The following is a 20,589-nucleotide window of genomic DNA, read 5'->3' as shown; positions in this document are numbered from 1 at the left end:
TACTGAAATGCGCCCGCTACGAGATTCAAGCCCCTGCCAGGGTGTCAGGCCCGATAGGGCCTTTCACCTTGTAGCCCGATCCGTTCACGGTCGGGCGGGGTTGGTTGCGCGCAGGCGATGCGGCATCCAACCCCGCCGGAGGCCAAAGGCCATCCGGCTACGAGGTGAAAGCCCCTCCGGGGCTACGCCCCTATTCTGAAATGCACCCCAGACGGACAGGCGGCTCGGATGCAGGCAGCCTGCGCGGCCGCGTCACGTGAGGTGGCGCCGATTTGACAGGTATGTTCAATGTATGTATAATGTTTGCACAATAGCAGTCGAAAACGGCAAAGGCATGGATAGGAAGGCAAAAGCATGACAATCGCATCCGTAAACCTGGTTTTGAGTGGCACGCCCCAAAGTCGGGTGTCCTATGAGTTACCTGAACAAGGTTCATCCATTACCGAATGGGTGGCCCGACGCTTACACAAAACTGAATTACTGACAGGAATAGCTGCGCAGCTGCCCCATGCCGCCGCAGCGGCCCTGGCGCACTTCGGTCTTTATGCCGCGGCGGCCTCATCAAGCTATGGGCCGGCCCGCTATCAACCGCGCTTCGATGCGATTGGGCGAACGGTGGACCTGTTCGATCCAACGACCGGCGCCTTGACGCATGTGGTGTACGAAAGCAGCACGCCCTATCTGCGCTTTAGCTATCGGATCACCCTGGCAGGCGTTGGCGAGATCAGCGGCCATGAGGAAATTACGGGAACAACCGTGGGATTGCGCGGGCTTGGAATGCCGGCGCCCTCTGTGTTCCATTTTGCCAGCGCAGACGGCGACTACCAGGCCGATGCCGTTGGCATCATCACCAGCGAGTTGGCGCCGCGCATTGGCGTCTGGCGCATCCGTGCCCACGGGAGTCTAAAGCTGCGCGACACGCAGGGGAATCAGGGCGAAGTCAAACTCGATCGCGACGGGCAGGTTCAGGCAGAGGTGCGCGGGCAGGACGGAAAGCCACTCAGCCTGCACCTGACGTTGGCCTAGGCTTCGTTGCAGACACGATCTTCCGGATGATTTGAGGAAAACAATGCAAAAACGATTAGACGTGGGCGATGTGGCGCCCGATGTGACCGTACAAACAACAAGCGGTTCGTTCGTCAATCTCTCCACGCTGTGGCAAGAGGGACCGGTTGTCTTCGCTTTCTTACGACATTTTGGCTGACCGTTCTGTCGCCTCATGCTCACCAGGTTGGTTGAGCTTCAGCCAGAATTGACGAAGCGTGGTGTGACGCTGGCCGCGGTCACGATGGGCGAACCGGAGGAAGCAGCCGAGTTTGGGGCTGCGCGTGCGCCAGCCGTGGTCATGCTTTCGGACCCACAACAAGAAGCCTACCGGACATATGGCCTGGGTCGCGCCGGGCTCTTGGAAACCATGGGGCCGGGGGTATGGGCCAGCGGCGTTGACCTGGTAGTTGGCAGGCACGTGGGCGGCGCGCCCGTGGGTGATGTGCGGCAGATGCCGGGCGTCTTCATCGTCGGCCCAGATGGGCGTCTGCTGCTGGCGTACTACAGCAAACACATTGGCGATCATCCTAAGCCGCAGCAAATTCTGGCGGCCATTGATGCAGCCAGGGTCAAGGCTTGAAAAAATCACCGCCGAGCGTAACGCACGCTCGGCGGTGGTCTTACTGGATCAACACCCCGTTGCCGGCTGGATCATGTAAGAAAAGACCATCCGGTCGCTCGGAAAACTCAATCTGCTTCTCAGCCAGGCGGGCGGCCACGCGCTGGCGTTGAGCCGGATCGGGCAGGTTGATTGTAAAATAGCGTAAGCCAATCGTGTCCAGCGGGGGCGGCGAGGCGCCCAGGCTGTTCCATGTGTTCATCCCCAGGTGATGATGATAGCCGCCAACGGACGCGAAAAGGGCGCTGGGGCCATAGCGCTGCGTCAGGTCAAAACCGAGCACGCCGCAATAGAAAGCCTCAGCCTGGCGAATATCATTCACTTGCAGGTGGACATGTCCGATGTGCGTGCCTGCCGCCAGCCCCTTCCAACGCTGGTTATCTTTTTTCAACAGAGCCAGCAGTCCTTCCATATCGAGTGGATCAGTCGTCATTTGCACCTGTTGGCCGACGTACGGCCACTGCTCGCGCGGACGGTCAGCGTAGATTTCGAGGCCATTGCCATCCGGATCGGCCAGATAGAGCGCTTCGCTGACCAGGTGATCGGCCGCTCCTTGCAGCGGATAATCAGACTCGAACAGGCGCATCAGCGTGCGCGCCAGGTCCAAACGGCTGGGCGTCAGGATGGCCGCATGGAACAACCCCGTGGTGCGCGGCGAACGTTTGTGCGCCACACGGTTGGCAGTCAACCGAAATAGAGGGACGCCATCCACGGCTAACGTCAGATCGGCATCCTCCGCGGGCAGCGCCTCCATCCCCAAGATATCTCGGTATAGATACAATGTCCGCTCAAGGGATTGAACGGTCAGAGCAACCGGACCTACAGTGGCGGCGGGATCAAGGGCAAATTCGCTCATAACTCGATTCCTGTGGCAAAATGATGGCGCATCGACGCGCATTGGTGGAACGTATTGTCGCTCCCAGGGCCGGCAAGGTCAAGTAGATTTTGCCCAATTAGAGGTCAAAAAGGATCAGAATGAACGACGGCGTGGTCCTCTGGCTGCAAGGATTGCCGCCTGCGGAGGCAGAGGCGCTGATGGCAACGCTGACCGACGGCGCGTGGTGGACAACCGAAGGCGCCGCCGTATGCGCGCTGGCGCCGCAGCCTGGTGAACACCTGTCTGCCGGCGTGAACCGGGCGCTGAACACGGCCATAATGGCAAGTCAGCGGCAGGCGGCGGTTGGGCTTGCCGTGGGGCCGCTGCCCGTCGGCGGCCGCGCCAACCCCACGCTGGAGCGGGCGCGCCGCGCCGCCGCGTTGGCCGCTGGCGGGGACGTGATCCTGGCCTGGGGCAGTCAAGCCTACCTGATGGGCGAGTTCGAGAGTGTGAGCACCGGCTTTGTCAAACTGCTCAGTCGAGTCCCGTGAGCGCGCGCCCCAGCCTTACATCCCGATGGCAAACATACGCTCCAGGTCATATTGCGAATAAGCCCGAAACGCAATCAAGGTCTCGGTGCTCTGAATGTAATTCAGCCTGAGCATGTGATCGGTGACGAGGTCGGCGATTGCATCGTTGTCTCTGACTCGCGCCACCGCGACCAGGTCGAACCGTCCGCCCACCGAATAGACCTCCGTGACGCCAGGCAGCGTCAACAACTGCGCGGCCACGTCGTTGACGCGACCGTGCTCCACGTTGATGAGAACAATGGCTGTAACCATGAATTCCTTTCTTGCGTCACCGGCATGGTAGAGGATGCAGCCGGCGGCGGCCACGTGATTATACCACACATTGGAAGATGAGCTACATCATTAGCGATGGTTAAGTCGGAAACTTGTCCGGCTTGGAATAGTTCGATATGTTACTAATCACTCATTTCACGTTGATTCTCTTTGCAAAGGAGCCATGAATCACGATCCATCATTTCAACCTGACGATCTAAGCTTCCGCCAACTGATGCATCAGCACGGCATCGAAACGATTGGCGGTGTGCAGTTGCTGCGCGCCGTGCGTATCGTCAACAATCTGTACGATGTCATTTTTTCGGAGCGTCTGCGCGACGATCAGCTATCCGGACCACGCTGGGGGGTGCTAATGCACCTGTACGCGGCGGAGATGAATGGCAACACCAACGGGTTGTCCCCTTCCGTGCTGAGCAGGCACCAATCCGTCAGCAAGAACACGGTCAGTTCTTTGTTGCGTGGGCTGGAGGAACAGGGCTTCATTGAACGCCAGCTTGACCAGCATGATCGGCGCTCATTCACCATTCGCCTGACCGAACTCGCCCGCGCACAGGTGCGAGAAAGCGCGCCGGCGCATGTCGCCTTCCTCAATCAATTGTGCGCCGATCTGAGTGCGCAAGAAACAGAGACTTTGTTAGGGCTGTTGATGCGCCTACGGCGATCACTTCTCAAACAGGCCGCGGCCAGCGCCTGTGACAACGACGCTCTCGTAAGCAACCCGCCCGTGGAAACGCAATCCACCAGATTGCACCCTGCAGGCTAGAAGGAGATTTGTGTGCAAACACGACTTGTCAAACGACACAAGGTGCGGATGGACATGCCGGCCAAAGGGGGACTGGGCCGCGCCATCAAATACCTGGGACATTACAAACGCCTGACGGCGCTCGCTTATTTGTTCCTCTTCATTTCAACCGGCGCTCAACTGGCCGTCCCCCAACTGGTGCAAAACATCATTGACGCCGTCACCAAGGGTCTTATCGCCAAGCAGTTGGCGCAGGTGCCGGCGGCCTTCTTGACCACGGCCTTACAGCGCCTGGGCTGGACGCCTGAGCAGCTAGTCACCTATCGCGATGGGGGCGAGAAGGTGCTGGTCAGCGCCATTTTGCTCATCGTCGCCTTTGCCGTCATGCGCGGGATGTTTGCCTTTGCGCAGGCCTATACGTCAGAACGAGTATCGCAGAGCATTGCCTTTGATTACCGCAATGACCTCTACGCCAAGATTCAGCGGTTGTCGTTCAGCTACCATGACCGCAACCAGACCGGGCAGTTGATGATTCGCGCCACGGATGATGTGGAAAAAGTGCGTCTCTTCATCGGACAGGGTCTTCTCCTCGCGCTGCAGGCATTCGTCCTGCTCACGGCGACCCTGATCATTCTGGCGACCACCAATCTCAAACTAACGCTGGTCGTGCTGCCGGTGCTGCCGGTCGCGCTCCTTTTGTTCATGGTGTTCGGCGCGATTAGTCAGCCGCTGTTTGCGGAAGTGCAAAAACGTCTGTCTCGGCTCAACACCGTGCTCCAGGAAAACCTGGCCGGCATCAAGGTGGTGAAGTCGTTTGCGCGCGAACCGGATGAAGAACGCAAGTTCGATGCGGCGGCGACTAGCCTGATGGCGCAGAGCATCAAGGTCTCACGCGTCTTCTCCTTCCTCTTCCCCGTCGTCTTCCTGATTGCGAACCTGGGGCAGGCCGCCGTGCTCTACTTTGGCGGCAAACAGATCATTGACGGCACCCTGAGCTTTGGCGAATGGCAGAAGTTCAGCCTCTACCTGGTCTACGTCTTCTTTCCCATCGGCCAGTTGGGCTTCATCATCAGCCAGATGTCTCAAGCCAGCGCGTCGGCAGCGCGCATTTTCGAGATTTTCGATGCCAAGAATGATGTGGCCGACAAGCCAGGCGCGATCGTCTTGCCTCATGTGCAGGGCCATGTCACCTTCGAAGATGTCACCTTTCGCTATTTTGAAAGCGGAGAACCGGTGCTCTCGCATGTCAGCTTCGAAGCGCAGCCCGGCGAAACCGTCGCCCTGCTTGGCGCGACCGGCAGCGGCAAGACTACGATCATCAACCTGCTGCCGCGCTTCTACGACGTCAACGAAGGGCATGTGCGCATTGATGGGTATGACCTGCGGGATGTGACGCTCGATTCTCTGCGCTCGCAGATCGGCATTGTGCTGCAAGAGACCAACCTCTTCAGCGGCACGATTCGCGAGAACATCGCATTTGGTCGCCCCGACGCTACGCTGGCAGAAGTCACGGCCGCGGCCAAAGCCGCCTCGGCGCACGACTTCATCATGAGCTTTCCGGCTGGCTACGAAAGCCCGGTGGGCGAACGCGGAACGACCCTGAGCGGCGGACAGAAACAGCGCATTGCCATCGCACGCGCGCTGCTGCTCAACCCGCGCCTGCTGATCCTGGACGATTCCACCAGTTCGGTTGACCTGCAGACTGAGTTTCAGATTCAGCAGGCATTGACCGGTTTGATGCACGGCCGCACCAGCTTCGTCATTGCCCAGCGCATCACGACCGTGGTGAACGCCGATCAAATCCTGGTGCTGGAAAAGGGACGCATCGTCGCCCGCGGCAAACACGAGGACCTCATGGAAAACAGCCCCCTCTACGCTGACATTTATCATTCGCAGCTGGTGAGCGATGTGGCCCTGGCCGACGAACCACCCGCGCGGCTAGAAACGGCCACGCTGAATAAGGAGACACTACGATGATGGGAGGACCTGGGGGGCCGCGCGCCCTCCTGGAGCGCGAGACGCTCAAGCCACAGCGCGTCGGGGCCACCCTGCGCCGTTTTGCGGTCTATTTCAAGGCCTTCTGGCCTATCCTGCTGCTGGTTGCTGCGCTGGTCATTGCTGGCACCTGGGCGCAAGTGACTGCGCCCGAGTTGATCGGTCAGGCGGTGGACTGCTACCTGACGCCGGCGGCCAGCGCCCGGTTGACGGGCGGCGCGGCAGGCGCCAGTGGCTTTGCTGGTCAGCAAACGCAGGCCGCCAAGAGCACCTGTTGGTTCGACACCACCGACGCCGCCACACGCAGCACGGCTGACACAGTGGCCGGCCTGGGGCGTGTGATTCTATTGGTGGTCGGTCTGTATGTTGCCGGCTCCATCACCGGCGGCCTGCAGTTCTACGCCATGTCATGGTCTGGCAATCACGTGCTGCGCAAGATGCGCGATGACCTGTTCGCGCAGGTGCACCGCTTATCGCTCAACTACTATGCCGAGCATGAGGCCGGCGCGATCATGAGCCGCGTCACCAATGACATTGACACGATCCAGCAGGTGTTCAGCTTTGCCCTGGTCAACGTGCTGAGCGGCATCCTCCTGATCGTATGGGTCATGTATAAAATGCTCGCCTTGAGCTGGGCCTATGCCCTGATCTCCCTGGCGGTGCTGCCGTTCATGATCGTGGCAACGCTTTGGTTCTCCGGTCAGGCGCGCAAGGCTTTCCGCCGCAGTCGCCAGGAGATTGGCAATGTCAACGCGGACCTGCAAGAGTCCATTGCCAACGTGCGCGAGGTGCAGGCGTTCAACCGGGAACAAGAGAACATTGACCAGTTCCGCGTCACCAACGCGGCCAACCGCGATGCGAACGTGCGCGCCGTGGCCTTCACCAGCGCGCTTGCGCCAACCCTCGAAGCGCTGGGCTATGTCGCCATTGCCATCGTGACCGGCGTGGGCGGCCTGGCTCTGCTGCGCGGCAATAACCTGATGGGCGCCACCGTCACCCTGGGCCTGATCGTCACCTTCCTGAATTACGTGCAGCGTTTCAATCAGCCCATCCAGCAGGTATCCGTGCTGTGGACCAACATCCAGAGCGCGATTGCCGGCGGCGAGCGCATCTTTGGCCTGCTCGACCAGGCGCCCGAGGTGTTCGACAAACCGGGCGCCCAACCGCTGCCGGCCATCCAAGGGCGTGTGGAGTTCGATCACGTACATGCCGCTTACAAAAAGGGCATCCCTGTGCTGCAGAATGTCAGCCTGACAGCCGAGCCAGGCCAGACGATTGCCATTGTCGGCCCCACCGGCGCAGGCAAGACCACCATCATCAACTTGCTGCCGCGCTTCTACGATGTCACCGACGGCGCGGTGCGCATTGACGGCATTGATGTGCGCGACGTCACCGCGGCCAGCCTGCGCCGCCAAATCGGCATCGTTCTGCAGGACACCTTCCTGTTCAGCGACACGGTGATGAACAACATCCGCTATGGCAAGCCGGAGGCCAGCGATGACGAGGTGATTGCCGCGGCCAAGTTGGTGCAGGCCAACCAGTTCATCGAGCGCCTGCCGGATGGCTATCAGACCTTGCTCGGCGAGCGCGGCAGCGGCCTCAGCCAGGGCCAACGCCAGCTCCTGGCCATTGCCCGGGCCGCGCTGAGCAACCCGCGCATTCTGATCCTGGACGAGGCTACTTCGAGCGTGGACACCCGCACGGAGCGCCAGATTCAGGCCGCGCTGAACAAACTGTTGGCCGGGCGCACCAGTTTCGTCATTGCCCATCGCCTGAGCACGATTCGCAATGCCGATCAGGTGCTGGTGCTGGCCGCGGGCGAAATCGTCGAACGAGGCAAACACGACGAACTGTTGGCGAAGGGTGGGGTCTACTACGATCTTTACATGAGTCAATTCCGCCGCGAGGAGCAAATGGTCGTGGAACAGCCAGTGGTGACGCCGCCAGGCCCGAATGGCAAGGGGCTGGCCTCGGTGCCGGCATGACGAGCGCTCTAAGGCGCGTACTGAGCGGCGAGGCGGACCAAATGAAGCATGTGGTTGTCTTAGGCGCAGGCATGGTCGGCGGCGCAATGGCCGCCGACCTGTGCCATGATTTTGCCGTCACGGTGGTGGATGCGAATCGCGCGCGCGGCGCGGCCCTGACCGATCGCTACCCGCTGGCTTTTAGGCCGGCCGACCTGGCTCATTCGACAGCCGTGAGCCAGGCCGTGGCGGATGCAGACCTGGTGATTGGGGCCGTGCCTGGGTTCCTGGGCTACCAAACCCTGGCCGCGGTCATCGCCGCGGGCAAAAATATCGTGGACATTTCCTTTTTCCCGGAGGACCCCTTCGCGCTGGACGATCTGGCTCGCCAACACGGAGTCACAGCGGTCGTGGATTGCGGCGTGGCGCCAGGCCTGGGCAACCTCATCCTGGGCTATCACCACGCGCACATGAACGTCGAATCGTTCGAATGCCTGGTGGGGGGGCTGCCGGTCGGTCGGGTGTGGCCCTGGGCGTACAAAGCCCCCTTTTCCCCGATTGATGTCATCGAGGAGTACACGAGACCAGCGCGCATGGTGGTCAACGGCGAGATCGTGGTCAAACCTGCGCTCTCGGATGCCGAACTCGTGACGCTTGAACCGGTGGGCGTGCTGGAGGCTTTCAACACCGATGGCCTGCGCACGCTGCTGCGCACCATTCCGGCGCCCAATATGGTCGAAAAAACGCTGCGCTATCCCGGTCACATCGAGTTGATCCGGGTGCTGCGCGCGAGCGGCTTCTTCGACGCCGCACCGCGATTGGTCCACGGTGTGGAGGTGCGCCCCCTCGATGTCACCGCGGCGCTGCTGCTGGAACAATGGCGCCTGGACGCCAACGAACCAGAGTTCACGATCATGCGTGTGCGTATCAGCGGGACGGAAGCGGGTCAGCCGCAGACGTACACGTATCACCTGTACGATCAGACCGACCCGCTGAGCGGCGTCTCTTCGATGGCGCGCACCACCGGCTACACCTGCACCGGCGTCGCGCGCCTGGTGTTGGATGGAACTTTCACGCGCGCAGGCATCTGCCCACCAGAAATGGTCGGCGCGGACACCGCCTGCTTCCAGCGCGTGCTGGCGCACCTGGTCGCGCGTGGAGTGAACTGCCGCCAGGGTTAAGTTGTCTGGATCTACGGGATTTGCTGCATACCGGCATCAGGCCGCGTCCGCCTCTAGCGGCCCTATGCCGGCCTAATCGCGAGGCGGGTGCCATCCCCATGCCACCCAAACGTATCGGGCGCGAGTAACGTAAGGATTGTTCATTTGCAGCACGTATACCGTAGCCCGACCGGTGGGAGTCAGTCCCACGATCGTGACGCCGCCGTCTGCCCAAGCAAAATGATCCTGCCAAACCTGCCGGCGTGGATTGAACAGAGGTGCTGTGGCCTGGGTCACTGTATCCAAACCGTGCGTGCGATCGCCCTTGAAGCGATTACAGCGAGGGCAGGCAAGCCACCGGTTGCTTTCGTCTGATGAGCCGCCCAGCTTTCTCGGGACAATGTGCTCGATCTCAAACGGCATACCGGCGATTGCCTCTTGGGTCTGGCAATATCCACAGCGATGCTGCGCATCAGCTGCGATCCTCTGCCACTGTTCGGGAGATACGTGAGCTTGACTCATGATGATCGCAAACTATCCGGATCAGTGAGATCATACCCGCGCCTCTTGAGGATGACAGACGCATGCGCTCGACGCACAAGCGTGCGGTCATAGATCTCCGTCAAAGCCTGCTGCCTGGCCTGCTCAGAGACGTTCAATGATCGCTGTTGGGCCAAACGATTCAACCTTGCAAAGGCGCGCTGATCTGATCTAGACAAGGTGCTGCGCGCAATCAACCATAGCACATCATCTGAAAGACGCTCGAAGGCATCCAATTCAGCTTCGAAGTCATGTGGCAGCGACGGAAGTGACGGTATGTCCCGCAGCACCATGTCCCGTACGATTTCTGGCACGGAGCGACTCTGTTGGCGTGTCGCCTGCTGCAAACGTTCATAAACCGAGATCGGCAGATCAATCGTGACAGTTGCCATTGCTGTGCTCATGGTTCATCTTCCCCACACTTCCTGTCATAGACATTCGCACCGGCGCCGCAATTACTCAGGCATCCTGCACCGACTGCAGTCGCCGAATGAATTGGACCGAAAGGGCGCGCCGCCGCAGGGACTTCGACGAGCGGCATCGCGTCTACGCAGGTAGACGCCCGGCGGTACGCCCATCAGGTGCGATTTCAATCGCTCTTGCTTGCGACGACGCGCCGTCTAAGCAGTTACCCGGCGCCTATCTAAGTAAGCCTCAAACATGATCATCGGAAGGCATTGATCGGTTGGATTGTACCACGCGCCTTGCCTCTGCACAATCGAATTGGTGCAGGCGCAACCAACAAGATCGCCGCCCCTTTTATGCTTGCAGCGTCGCAGTCCCCTCGAACTCCGGACGTGCGCTCACGATGCGTTCTGCACGCTGACCCGGATGCGCACCTCCAGTTGGCTGCCATCCTGGCGCGTGGCAACCAGGCGCAGGATATAGGTGGCGTCGGCAATGGTCGTCGTGTTCCAGGACGCCAGCACGCCTGACGGCTCAACCGGCGTCGTCACGTCCACAGTCAATGGCAGCCACACGAAGGGATCAGGCGCCTGCCCCAGTTCCACGCGGTAGCTGGCGAACGCCGCGCCATACGCGGCGCCGATGATGTCTACCACGCCGCGCACGGTGTCCCCATCCTGCGGCTGGTCCAGGCGCAATACCAGCTCATCGCCCGGCGGCGGCGTGGGCGTGACTTCAGGCGTGGGCGTGTCGGTTGGCAGCCCTGGCGTGGGAATCTGCGCGGTGGGCGTGGGGGTCGGGAAAAACTCCGGTGTGGGCGTCGCAGTAGCCAGCAGTTCAGCGGTGGGCGTGGCCGTCGGCAGGATCTCCGGCGTCGGCGTGCTCGTGACTGCGGGTGTCGGCGTGGGCGGCGCGGCGCCAACAAACAGCCGCACGCGCGCCTCGAACTCACGACCGCTGCGGTCCCACACGCGGATGCGCAGCGTGAACGGGCCAGGCGCAAGGGTGGCCGTGTCCCAGGTTGCCAGCGGGCCGCCATCCACCGGCGTGAAGAAGGGGCCATCCACATGTCCCCATCCAAGAGGATCGTGGCCCTCGCCGTATTCCACATCGTAGCGATCGAAATCAGGCAGCGCGGTCTTGCCCACCAGCGTGACCAGCCCAGCCACCGTTTCCCCCTCGGCCGGCTGCTGGATGAAGATGTCCGGCGCCTGGCAGTTGGTCGCCACCTCCGTGGGCGGCTGCGGGATGCCGTGGTCAATCGCCCACTGCCGCCCTTCTGGCGGGTAGACGGTGTAGTCACGCACCTCCACCAGTTGATCGGGACATTCGGGCGGCGCCAGGTATTCCTGATCGCCAACCTTGAAGATGCGCACCTTGCGGTGAATGTCGAACTCGGCGCTCAACGGCCCGCGCCCCTTGACGAACACCTCGGCGCGGCGCGCCGGGCAGCTTGCGCTGGGCACCGTGCCTGAATCCGCACACACCTCGATCAACTCGATGTCGGCCGGCGCGGGGAAGGGCAACGGCGGCTTGTCCTTGAGCGCCGCAACCACGAAGCTGTTCCAGATCGGCCCCGCGCCGGCCACGCCGCTGATTCCGCGCATGGGCGTGCCATCGCTGTTGCCCACCCACACGCCCACCGTCAAATCGGGCGTATAACCCACGGTCCAGTTATCGCGAAAATCGTTCGTGGTGCCGGTCTTGACTGCGGCCGGGCGGTCGCCGGGCAGGCGCAGCACGCTGTTGGGACCGAACGCGGGCGTGCGGGCCTCATTGTCCGCCAGGATCGAGGTGATCTGATAGGCGTAGGTGGCGGGCGCAGCCCGTTGTCCGGACTGCGGTTCGATGAGCAGCGCGCCGTGCGGCCGGTTTGCTGCCTCTTGGCAGGGCGCGGCGCTGACCTCTTCGACGCCCTGGCCCAGCAGCTGCCCATCAGGCCCGATCACGCACTGAATCGCCACGGACGGCACGCGGATGCCCTGATTTGCCAACACTGCGTACGCGCCTGTCAGTTCCAGCAGCGTCATCTCGCCGCCGCCCAGGGTCAGCGACAGACCGAAGTCGCCGCCGGTCAAGCTCTTGATCCCCATGCGCTCGGCGGTTTCGATCAGGCGTGGGATTGTGACATGCTGCAGGGCCTTGACGGCCGGGATATTATAGGAATTAGCCAGCGCGCTGCGCACCGTCACCAGGCCATGCTCTTTGTCATCGTAGTTCTTGGGGACGTAGGGCGGCCGGCCCGCGCCATCAGGAAACTCCGTGCTGATATCCATCAGGGTGGTTGCGGGCGTCCACCAGTCCTGGCTCAAGGCAAATGCGGTCAGGTAGGTCAGCGGTTTGACCGCCGACCCTGGTTGGCGTGGACTGATCGCGACGTTGACCTGGCCGGAGATTTCGGTCGCGTTGAAATCCACGCTGCCCAGCATCGCCAGGATTTCGCCGGTCTGCGGCCGCAGAGCCACCAACGCGGCGTTGGTCACGTGCTGCTGCGGCGTGAAGCGCGCAATACGCGCGCGTGCGGTCTCTTCGGCCAGCTTCTGCAGATCGCTGTCGAGCGTGGTGTAAACCTGCAGGCCGCCTTTGTACAGAATCCCTGGGCCGTAGGCGCGCTCCAGCTGCTCACGCACGTAGACCACAAAATGCGGCGCCTCGAAGGTGTAATGCAGCGGCACGAGCGGGATACGCTGCGCGTCCCAAGCCAGCCAGGCTGCGTCCGCCTCCTGCGGCGTGATGTAGCCTTCCTTGACCATCAAGCGCAGCACCACGGCCTGGCGCGCCTTGGCCCCGGTTGGATTGGTGTAAGGGTCATAGAAGGCAGGCGCCTGCGGCAGACCAGCCAACAAGGCGGCTTCCGGCAGGGCCAAGTCCGAGGCCGGCTTGCCAAAATAGGTCTGCGCGGCCGCCTCGATGCCATACGCGGCGTTGCCGTAGTAAATCTCGTTCAGGTAGATTTCCAGGATGCGGTCGCGTGGATAGGTGCGCGTGATTTCGGCTGCCAGGATTGCTTCTTTGACCTTGCGCGTGACCGTGCGTTCGGGCGTCAAGAACACCAGTTTGACCAACTGCTGCGCAATCGTAGAACCGCCAATGACGGCCTCGCGCTCCCGAACGGCCCGCCAGACCAGGCGTGCGATGCCGACAGGGTCTACGCCAGGGTGAAGGTAGAAGTTGGCGTCCTCGGTGGCGATGGTGGCGTGCAGCAGGTCAGGCGCGATTTGATTGAGCTTGACCAGAGAACGGCGGCCTGATCCTGAATCAAAGACCTCGTTGAGGGGCTTGCCGCTGCGGTCAAAGATGCGCGTGCTGACAAAGAGCGCCGCGCGACCCTGGAGTTCATCGGGCGATGGCAGATCAGACGCGATCAGAACGTAGCCAATGGCGCCCCCGGCCGTGACCAACAGGCCCAGGATGGTGCTGACGATGAGCGCGATCAGAAATCCGTCGGCGAACCGTCCACGACCGGCGCCGTTGCCGCCTGGACGCGCCGCCTGGCGGCCGCCCGGCAGCCGCGGCGGTGGATTTCCCCCGGCCGGCGACCGCGTCAACACTGGCGGCGGCTCCGCGGGCGAGCTCATCCAATCGGGCAGGCCCTGGCTTGAATTGGGTGACACTGGCCGAGACGTCGGCCCCGGATTTCGATCGCCGTCATGTAGGCTCATCGTTCACTCCTTGAAAGCACAGAGTGCAAAGTACAGAGTGCAAAGCACAAAGCAGCTGCGCGCGAAGGCATGCGCACTCAACCGGATAACGGGTACTTTGCACTTTGTACTCTGCGCTTTGCATTTACTTCGGCCACTCCCACGGCTGTGTGTTTTGAAAAACCCAGGCTGCGGTATGGAAAACGGAAACAGCAATCAGCGGCAGGGCCGCTTCCAGCCGTGCGCGTTCCTCGGTCAACACCTGGCCCAGCAGCACGCCAGCCAGCGCGGTCAAAGGCAGGCTGCTCAGGCTGAACAGGTCCCAGTCACGTTGGCCGCCGTAGTCCGGATTCCAGAGCAGGATGAAGAGCAGGCTGCCGGCGGCTGCCACGGCGAGAAAGCGCACATAGGTCGCAGCGGCGGGACCTGGACCTTCTTTAGGAGCCGCATCGCCCGCGTCGCGTGCGACTGTCACACCGGGGGTGTGACCTACGGCGTCAAGTGCGGTTGTCACATCGGAGGTGTGACCTACGGCATCAGGTGCGGTTGTCACATCGGAGGTGTGACCTACGGCATCAGGTGCGGTTGTCACACCGGGGGTGTGACCTGCCGCATCAGGTGCGGTTGTCACACCGGGGGTGTGACCTGCCGCGTCAAGTGCGACTGTCACACCGGGGGCGTGACCTGCCGCGTCATGTGCGACTGTCACACCGGAGGTGTGACCTACGGCGTCGCGTGCGACTGTCACACTGGAGGTGTGACCTACGGCGTCAAGTGCGGTTGTCACACCGGGGGTGTGACCTACGGCATCAGGTGCGGTTGTCACACCGGGGGTGTGACCTACGGCGTCAGGTGCGACTGTCACACCGGGGGTGTGACCTACGGCGTCAGGTGCGGTTGTCACACCGGGGGTGTGACCTACGGCGTCAGGTGCGGTTGTCACACCGGGGGTGTGACCTACGGCGTCAGGTGCGGTTGTCACACCGGGGGTGTGAACTACGGCGTCAGGCGCGACTGTCGCATCGGAAGTGTGACCGACGGCGGGTCGGGTCAGATGGCGAGTCTGACGCCAAAAGCCCAAGCAGAGCAGCACAACCGCCAGGCTGACCGGGGCGCTCAGCAGCTGCTGGTTGACGATGTCCACCAGGTGTCCCCAGGAGAACATGGTGTAATGTTCCCAGCGCGTGCTGGTGGTCCACAGCGGCACCAGCCAGCGCGCATCGCCGCCGCCCGGGCGGTCGCTGGTGAGCAGCGCTTGAATGCCGTGGCCGCCGGCCTGCATGAACGCGATCACGCCCGCGCCGATCAGCAGCAAGGGAACGGCCGTCTGCAGCAGCGCACGCGGCCAGCCGATGCGCCGGGCGCTGGCCGCTGTCAGAATCAACAGCGACGGCGCCAGGTTGAGCGTGGATGGGTGCAAGGCATTGGCCAGGCCCAGGGCCGCGGCCGCAGCCCACAGCGGCGTCTTGCCCGCCAGAGTGCGCGCGGCCAGCCACAGATAGATCATGATGGCGACCGCGGGCAGCGTATAGTTCTCGACATAGCCAAAGAAGAGCTGCATGGCGCCCAGGCTAAGCAAAAGACCGGCCACGAGCAAGCGTTGGCCGCGACGGCGGCCCACTTCCCAGGCCAATTGAAGCACCACGAAGACGTAGACCGCGCCCGCAGCCACGCTGGTGATGGCGTACGCGGGAAAGGCGTCCGGCCATTGCCAAAGACGCTGCCCGAGCGCCCACAGTTTCGCGTGCCAGAAGACGGTCAAGGGCGCCTGCCAGGTGTAGACCAGGCGCAGGGCAGGGTCGGGCAAGGGAATGGCGTTGGTGAGGATGTAGGCGTCGCCCCAGCGCGTGTGCACCAGGCGCAAGGCCCAAAAAAGGGGCATAGAGAGCAGGGCCAGGACGATGAACCAGCGCGTGGGCGCGGCTGCGCCTGGCGCCCTTTCGGTGAAAAAGCGGGATGCCATAACCTTCAGCAAGCGATCCGTCACCGCGGGGATGCACAGCGCCGCCACCAGCAGCGCCAGCGCCCCGCGCACGGCTGGGGCAAAGAAGGTGATCGGCCAGAGGCCCCAGGCTGCGGATTCGCCAAGCCGCGGCGCGGCCAGGTGCAAGATCAGCAGGGTGAGGGTCAGGCCGCGCAGGGACCACAGCAAGCGCCTGGAAGATGACGTGTCAACTGACATGGGGTGCATTGTACCGCGGCGCGGCCGGACTGACAAAGCGGGTCGCTGGCGCGATGAGCGCTGGGCTGAAAAAAGAATCGAGAGGGCGAGCCAGGGAGCAGCTCGTCCTCTCGATCGGCGGAAAACCCCGAGGCCGGACGCCAAACTCATGGGCTGCTGGCAAGGGACAGCGGCCCATTTCTTAGAAGCTCGATGCCATTCGTGGTCTGTTTCCCGGGCGGCAGGTAGGGGGAAAACGGCCACGAATATCATCGCCCGCCCAGACGGGAGAGAGTCTGGGAGCAGAGGCCGGGAGCGGCCCTGCACGACCTCAGGGGGTCAGTAGGCTAACATCAGGGGGAAGAGTTGGTGGGGAAGTCCCCGCGGGTTCGAGCCGCTCAGCCATCTGCGCCAAAAAGCGCAGCGATTGCTCCAGATCGTCAAACTGCCAGCGTTCCCCAGTTTGCACATGCTCGACCTCGCTGTGCCAGCAGTCCTCAGACTGGGTCTGGTCATCCCACCAGAGGCGCACCATGAACGAGACGTATTTAGAAGCGGGAAACATAGTCTCCTCCTCCGCGCTGGCCCAGACTGAACAGGTCAACGTTGCCACAAACCACAATGTAGTATAGCGCGGAGGTGGCTACAAACTGGCTACAAACCGGTGTTTTTCGGGGCAAAGATCAGCGAGTTTTGGGGCAGTTTGGCGACAGGTCAAGGCTCGATGAGGACATCTTTCCAGAACCACCATTCGAGCGCGGACGTGGGGAAGCGTTTGATGCGGGGTTTGAGGAGCAAGGAGTAGCGGGCGTAGAGGAGCGGCGCCAGCGCGGCCTCGCGGATCAGAATCTGCTCGGCCGCCTGATAGAGGCGCATGCGTTTGTCCTGGCGCGGGGTGACGCGCGCTTCTTCGACCAGGGCCTGGTACTGGGGATGGCGCCAGCCGCCGAAGATGCGGCGGAAGATCACCTCGCGCAGGAAATTGTCGGGGTCGGGAAAGTCCGCGGCCCACGCGGTGATGCGCAGCGCGGGCCGCCTGGTCAGCAGGCGCTCCACCAGCAGCGCGACCGGTACGATGTCCCAGTCAACCTGCACGCCCAACTGCTGGCGCCACTGCTGCTGGGCGTACTGGCAGATCGGGTCGGTGCCGGCGTGGCTAAGCCCCGCCAAGGGCGGCAAACCGCGGCCGTTCGGATAGCCAGCCGCGGCCAGGGATTCGCGAGCGGCCTGCGGGTCATACGGCAGGGCAAGGCCAGGACTGTGGCCGGGCATGCCGGGCGGAATGAAGCCGCCGCTGGCCGGGAATTCATAACCCCGCTGCACGACCTCAGCCAGGTAGGTGCGATCAAGCGCCAGGGTCAGGGCGCGGCGCAGGAGAGGATTGTCGAACGGCGGCCGCGAGGCATCGAACTGCAAAATCCACGAGCGCAGGGTGGGCAACGACACGTAGTCGTCGGGAAAGCGCTGGCGCGCGCGGTCTTGCATGCCAGGTGAGGCGCCTTCCAGGTTGAGCACATCGAGTTGATCGGCCTCATACGCAGCCAGGCCGGCTTCGTAGCTCAGTCCCAGGGCCAGTTCGACGCGTTCGACGTTGCCGGCAAAGCGGCCAAAGTAGGTCGTGTTGCGCACCAACGAGAGGCGCTGGCCCGGCTGCCAGGCAGCCAGGCGATAGGGGCCATTGCTCACGAAATGCTCCGGCTGCGTCCAGGCCGGGCCGTGTTTCTCCACCACGTGTTGCGGCGCCGGAAACCAGGCGCTGCAGGCCACCAACTGCAGGAAGTAGCTGGTGGGCTGCTCCAGTTCCACCAGCAGCGTCAGGTCATCCAGCGCGCGCACGCCCACCTGATCTATGCTATCCAGCGTTCCCTGGCGATAGGCCGCGGCGCCCTTGATGTCGTCAAACGACAGGCCTAAGAAGGGCGAACGTTGCATTCCGCCCAGAATGCGTTTCCAGGCAAACTCGAAATCGCCCGCGGTGACCGCGCGGCCGTCGCTCCAGCGTGCATCCTCGCGCAGGTGGAAAACATAGGTCAGGCCGCCGTCGCGCACATCCCACGCGCGCGCCGCCGCCGGCACCACCCCCAGGTCGGGCGTGCGTTCGAGCAAGCCGCGGAACAGCAGATCGGCCGTGCCGCTGGAGTAGAACTCCCAGGTTTGCGCCGGGTCGAGGGCCGTTGGCTCGGTCCAGTTGATGTGAAAGGTCTGCGGCTGGCGTGCAGCCGGCGCCAGGGGCTGGCTGCTGCTGCGCTGCCAGGCTGCAAACCCGCGTTCGTAGGCCAGGCGCGCCTCTGGAAATTGAAACGCGGTGTGATGGGTCAGAGCCAGCTTCATGAGCGTACGCGCGCTTTGCTCATATTCGCCCATCTGCTCCAGCAGCGCCAGCGCTTGCTCGTAAGCCTCCACAGCCGCCTGATGTGCAAACAGGCCACGCGCGCGGTCGCCCAGCAGCAGCAGGTAGGTCGCGGCCTTGTCCGTATCCTGATCGTCGCGGCGGCCGGTCGTATGGTGCCGCGCCAACGCCGCCAGCAGCTCATCGTCGGATAGACCCTGCCCGCGCGCCGGTCGCCTGGGCGCCGCGCCAGGTTTGTCATGCTGGATCAGCGCGCTGATCTCAGGCGCAAAGATCTTCTCCAGGGCTTCGGCCGCGCGGTGATGCAGCAGCAGGCGCCGGCCCACGCTCAGGCGCTGATAGACCACCGAGCGCACCAGTTCGTGCAGAAAATGGCACCCCGCCGCTTGTTCGGCGAGCAACTGCCGCGCGAACAGTTCTTCGGTCGCGCTGACGGACTCCAGTTCATCCCGGCCCGCGGTCAGGAACAACACATCGCGGCGCATGGCATTGCCCAGGACAGCCGCGGCTTCCAGGAGCTGGCGCGCCAGCGGCGTCAACCGCTGCAGGCGCATCTCAACCGCCTGGCGCACGTTGTCCGGCAGCGGCAGGTCGCTTTCAAGGGACGCCGTCTCGGCCGACGGCCAGCTGCCGGCATCAAGCAAGGCGCGCAGGGTCTCCAGAAGGAAGAATGGATTGCCGCCCGTGGCCCGGTGCAAGCGCGCAACCATCACGTCAGAAGGAACGGCCGATCCGGTCACAAACTCCACCAGGCCGCGCGCCTGCGGCGCATTCAGCGCGGCCAGGTCAATCTCGGTCAAAACCCCGGCGCGGGCCAGGCTGTGGCGCGCTTCATGCAGTGGTTCGGCTTCCTCACGGCGCAGCGTGGCCACAATCAAAATGCGGCTGCCATACAACCGGCGACCGACGTAAGTCAGCCAGTCGAGGGTGGCCGCATCCGCCCAGTGCAAATCATCCAGGCACAGGATCAGCGGCCGGGTTTCAGCCAGATGGAGAACGATCTGGCTGAGGGCATTGAGCAGGTGCAGCCGCGCCTCCGCCGGATCGGCGCGGTCGGGCAAGGGCGCGGCGGCCTGATCGAACGCAAGCTCCGGCAGCAGACGCGCCGCCTGCTGCCGCCACACCGGGGCGACCTGGGTTACGAGCGAGGGCAAATCGGGGAGAGAACGCAAGGCCTCGCTGACCACCTGGTAGGGAAGGGCATGTTCACTGCGCTGCGCGCTGCCAACGCACACAAAGATCACAGCCTGGTTGCGGACGGCGTTGACGAACTCGTGCATCAAGCGCGTCTTGCCAATCCCTGGCTCCCCGCTGATCAAAACCACGTTGCCCTGGCGACGCTCTGCCCGTGCAAACTGCTGCTGCAGCTGGCGCAGCGCGCCGTCGCGCCCAATCAATGGCGCCTCCCCACCCGGCAGCGCCACCCAGGTTGGTTGGGTCTGGGCTGGCCCCAGCCGATCAAGCTGCCCGTCGAGAATGGCGCGGTAGATGGCGCGCGTGGTGTCGAGGGGATGTGCGCCCAACTCACGATCGAGGATGATCGTAAGACGTTCGAACTGGCGCAGAGCAGCATCCCGGTTGCCGTTGAGCGCGTAGAGCACCATCAGGGCGCGATGGGTTTCCTCGCGTGCGTCATCCTGCGCCAGGGAGCGCTGCGCCAGGGAAATGCCGGTTTCGTAATCGCCCTCAGCCTGGCACTGACTGAGCACAGCGCTGACCGCAGCGCGGTACGCGCTCTGCAGCGATTCCCGCGTCTGCGCCAGCCACTGCTCATACTCGATGCTTTCGGGCGTGGTAAGTCCCTGCAAAAAAGGCCCACGGTAGAGTTCAAGCGCCCGGCGCAAGGCCGCACGCCGCCCTGCGCCGGTTGGCGTCGCGCACAGGATGGCAAACGCGGCCGCATCCGACCACACCAGGGCCGGATTCAGGGTGACGAAGTCATCGGTCAATTGCAACAGGTCGGGATGGGGCAAGGCGCGGCGCAGATGGGTGAGGAGATGAGTCAATTTGCGCCGCGCCACAGGCTGGCGCTCGTCAGGCCAAAAGAGAAAGAGCAGCTCGTCACGCGCCGCCGGCTGCAGATGAGCCGCCAGGCGCAAGAGCAGCGCGCGTGCCTGGCGGCGCGTGATAGCCAGGGGCCGGCCAAGCCAGGAGATTTCAAGTGGGCCGAGGACGCGAATCAACAGCGGAGGAGTGGGCGCGGCGGCGTCTGCAAGGTCTGGTGCAAGCACGGATGCTATCTTCTTCCGCTAGGGGCATACTCTGCACGTGTGAGACACAGGTGT

Annotated in this window: 15 protein-coding genes and 1 pseudogene; 8 read left to right on the top strand and 8 right to left on the bottom strand. The window is 63.0% G+C overall.

The window, feature by feature from the left end:
- Positions 1-354: 354 nt before the first annotated feature.
- The 3 genes and pseudogenes from ACPQ6D_RS00145 to ACPQ6D_RS00135 form a co-directional block, all read left to right on the top strand.
- Positions 355-1,026 carry a hypothetical protein gene (locus ACPQ6D_RS00145; protein ID WP_423222254.1) on the top strand — a complete coding sequence of 224 codons (672 nt, stop codon included), beginning with the start codon at positions 355-357 and terminating at the stop codon, positions 1,024-1,026.
- A 43-nt stretch (positions 1,027-1,069) separates the two neighbouring features.
- Positions 1,070-1,204 (top strand): thioredoxin domain-containing protein, encoded by a 135-nt coding sequence (locus ACPQ6D_RS00140; protein WP_423222253.1) that lies wholly within the window; start codon positions 1,070-1,072, stop codon positions 1,202-1,204.
- Between the two features lie 12 nt (positions 1,205-1,216).
- Positions 1,217-1,627: pseudogene (locus ACPQ6D_RS00135) on the top strand (AhpC/TSA family protein); the annotation flags it as partial.
- Between the two features lie 40 nt (positions 1,628-1,667).
- Here the strand turns inward: ACPQ6D_RS00135 and ACPQ6D_RS00130 are convergent.
- Positions 1,668-2,522 carry a VOC family protein gene (locus ACPQ6D_RS00130; RefSeq protein ID WP_423222252.1) on the bottom strand — a complete coding sequence of 285 codons (855 nt, stop codon included), beginning with the start codon at positions 2,520-2,522 and terminating at the stop codon, positions 1,668-1,670.
- A gap of 119 nt (positions 2,523-2,641) precedes the next feature.
- Here ACPQ6D_RS00130 and ACPQ6D_RS00125 point away from each other — a divergent pair, with 119 nt between their 5' ends.
- The gene (locus ACPQ6D_RS00125; protein WP_423222251.1) at positions 2,642-3,034 is read left to right on the top strand and encodes a hypothetical protein; all 393 of its coding nucleotides are present in this window, start codon (positions 2,642-2,644) and stop codon (positions 3,032-3,034) included.
- A gap of 15 nt (positions 3,035-3,049) precedes the next feature.
- Here the strand turns inward: ACPQ6D_RS00125 and ACPQ6D_RS00120 are convergent, their stop codons facing one another.
- On the bottom strand, positions 3,050-3,325 hold the full coding sequence (locus tag ACPQ6D_RS00120) for an Lrp/AsnC family transcriptional regulator (protein ID WP_423222250.1): 276 nt from the start codon (positions 3,323-3,325) through the stop codon (positions 3,050-3,052).
- A 184-nt stretch (positions 3,326-3,509) separates the two neighbouring features.
- Here ACPQ6D_RS00120 and ACPQ6D_RS00115 point away from each other — a divergent pair, with 184 nt between their 5' ends.
- Genes ACPQ6D_RS00115 through ACPQ6D_RS00100 form a run of 4 tightly spaced genes read left to right on the top strand, consistent with a single transcriptional unit; the run spans position 3,510 to position 9,228 of the window.
- A complete protein-coding gene (locus ACPQ6D_RS00115; RefSeq protein ID WP_423222249.1) occupies positions 3,510-4,109 on the top strand; it encodes a MarR family winged helix-turn-helix transcriptional regulator in 600 nt (199 codons plus the stop codon).
- Positions 4,110-4,157: 48 nt separating this feature from the next.
- The gene (locus ACPQ6D_RS00110) at positions 4,158-6,065 is read left to right on the top strand and encodes an ABC transporter ATP-binding protein (RefSeq protein ID WP_423222751.1); all 1,908 of its coding nucleotides are present in this window, start codon (positions 4,158-4,160) and stop codon (positions 6,063-6,065) included.
- Positions 6,062-8,068 (top strand): ABC transporter ATP-binding protein, encoded by a 2,007-nt coding sequence (locus ACPQ6D_RS00105; protein WP_423222248.1) that lies wholly within the window; start codon positions 6,062-6,064, stop codon positions 8,066-8,068. Before ACPQ6D_RS00110 ends, ACPQ6D_RS00105 begins: the two co-directional genes overlap by 4 nt.
- Entirely contained in the window at positions 8,065-9,228 is a 1,164-nt protein-coding gene (locus ACPQ6D_RS00100; protein ID WP_423222247.1) for a saccharopine dehydrogenase family protein, read from the top strand. The genes ACPQ6D_RS00105 and ACPQ6D_RS00100 overlap by 4 nt, the downstream gene beginning before the upstream one ends.
- Before the next feature lie 72 nt (positions 9,229-9,300).
- Here ACPQ6D_RS00100 and ACPQ6D_RS00095 read toward each other — a convergent pair whose 3' ends face one another.
- The 6 genes from ACPQ6D_RS00095 to ACPQ6D_RS00070 form a co-directional block, all read right to left on the bottom strand.
- Positions 9,301-9,729: an HNH endonuclease gene (locus ACPQ6D_RS00095; RefSeq protein WP_423222246.1), complete on the bottom strand. Its 429-nt coding sequence runs from the start codon at positions 9,727-9,729 to the stop codon at positions 9,301-9,303.
- Complete coding sequence (locus tag ACPQ6D_RS00090; protein WP_423222245.1) at positions 9,726-10,151, bottom strand: hypothetical protein; 426 nt, start codon at positions 10,149-10,151, stop codon at positions 9,726-9,728. The genes ACPQ6D_RS00095 and ACPQ6D_RS00090 overlap by 4 nt, the downstream gene beginning before the upstream one ends.
- A 399-nt stretch (positions 10,152-10,550) precedes the next feature.
- Positions 10,551-13,814 (bottom strand): transglycosylase domain-containing protein, encoded by a 3,264-nt coding sequence (locus ACPQ6D_RS00085; RefSeq protein ID WP_423222244.1) that lies wholly within the window; start codon positions 13,812-13,814, stop codon positions 10,551-10,553.
- Between the two features lie 124 nt (positions 13,815-13,938).
- A complete protein-coding gene (locus ACPQ6D_RS00080; RefSeq protein ID WP_423222243.1) occupies positions 13,939-15,975 on the bottom strand; it encodes a hypothetical protein in 2,037 nt (678 codons plus the stop codon).
- A 310-nt stretch (positions 15,976-16,285) separates the two neighbouring features.
- Positions 16,286-16,519: a hypothetical protein gene (locus ACPQ6D_RS00075; RefSeq protein WP_423222242.1), complete on the bottom strand. Its 234-nt coding sequence runs from the start codon at positions 16,517-16,519 to the stop codon at positions 16,286-16,288.
- Between the two features lie 149 nt (positions 16,520-16,668).
- Positions 16,669-20,535 carry an ABC transporter substrate-binding protein gene (locus ACPQ6D_RS00070; protein WP_423222241.1) on the bottom strand — a complete coding sequence of 1,289 codons (3,867 nt, stop codon included), beginning with the start codon at positions 20,533-20,535 and terminating at the stop codon, positions 16,669-16,671.
- Positions 20,536-20,589 lie beyond the last annotated feature (54 nt).

The organism is Candidatus Amarolinea aalborgensis (assembly GCF_900491745.1).
GTDB lineage: Bacteria > Chloroflexota > Anaerolineae > SSC4 > Amarolineaceae > Amarolinea > Amarolinea aalborgensis.
Note: the sequence above shows the minus strand (reverse complement) of the source record. Positions and strands in the feature narration are given on the sequence as shown.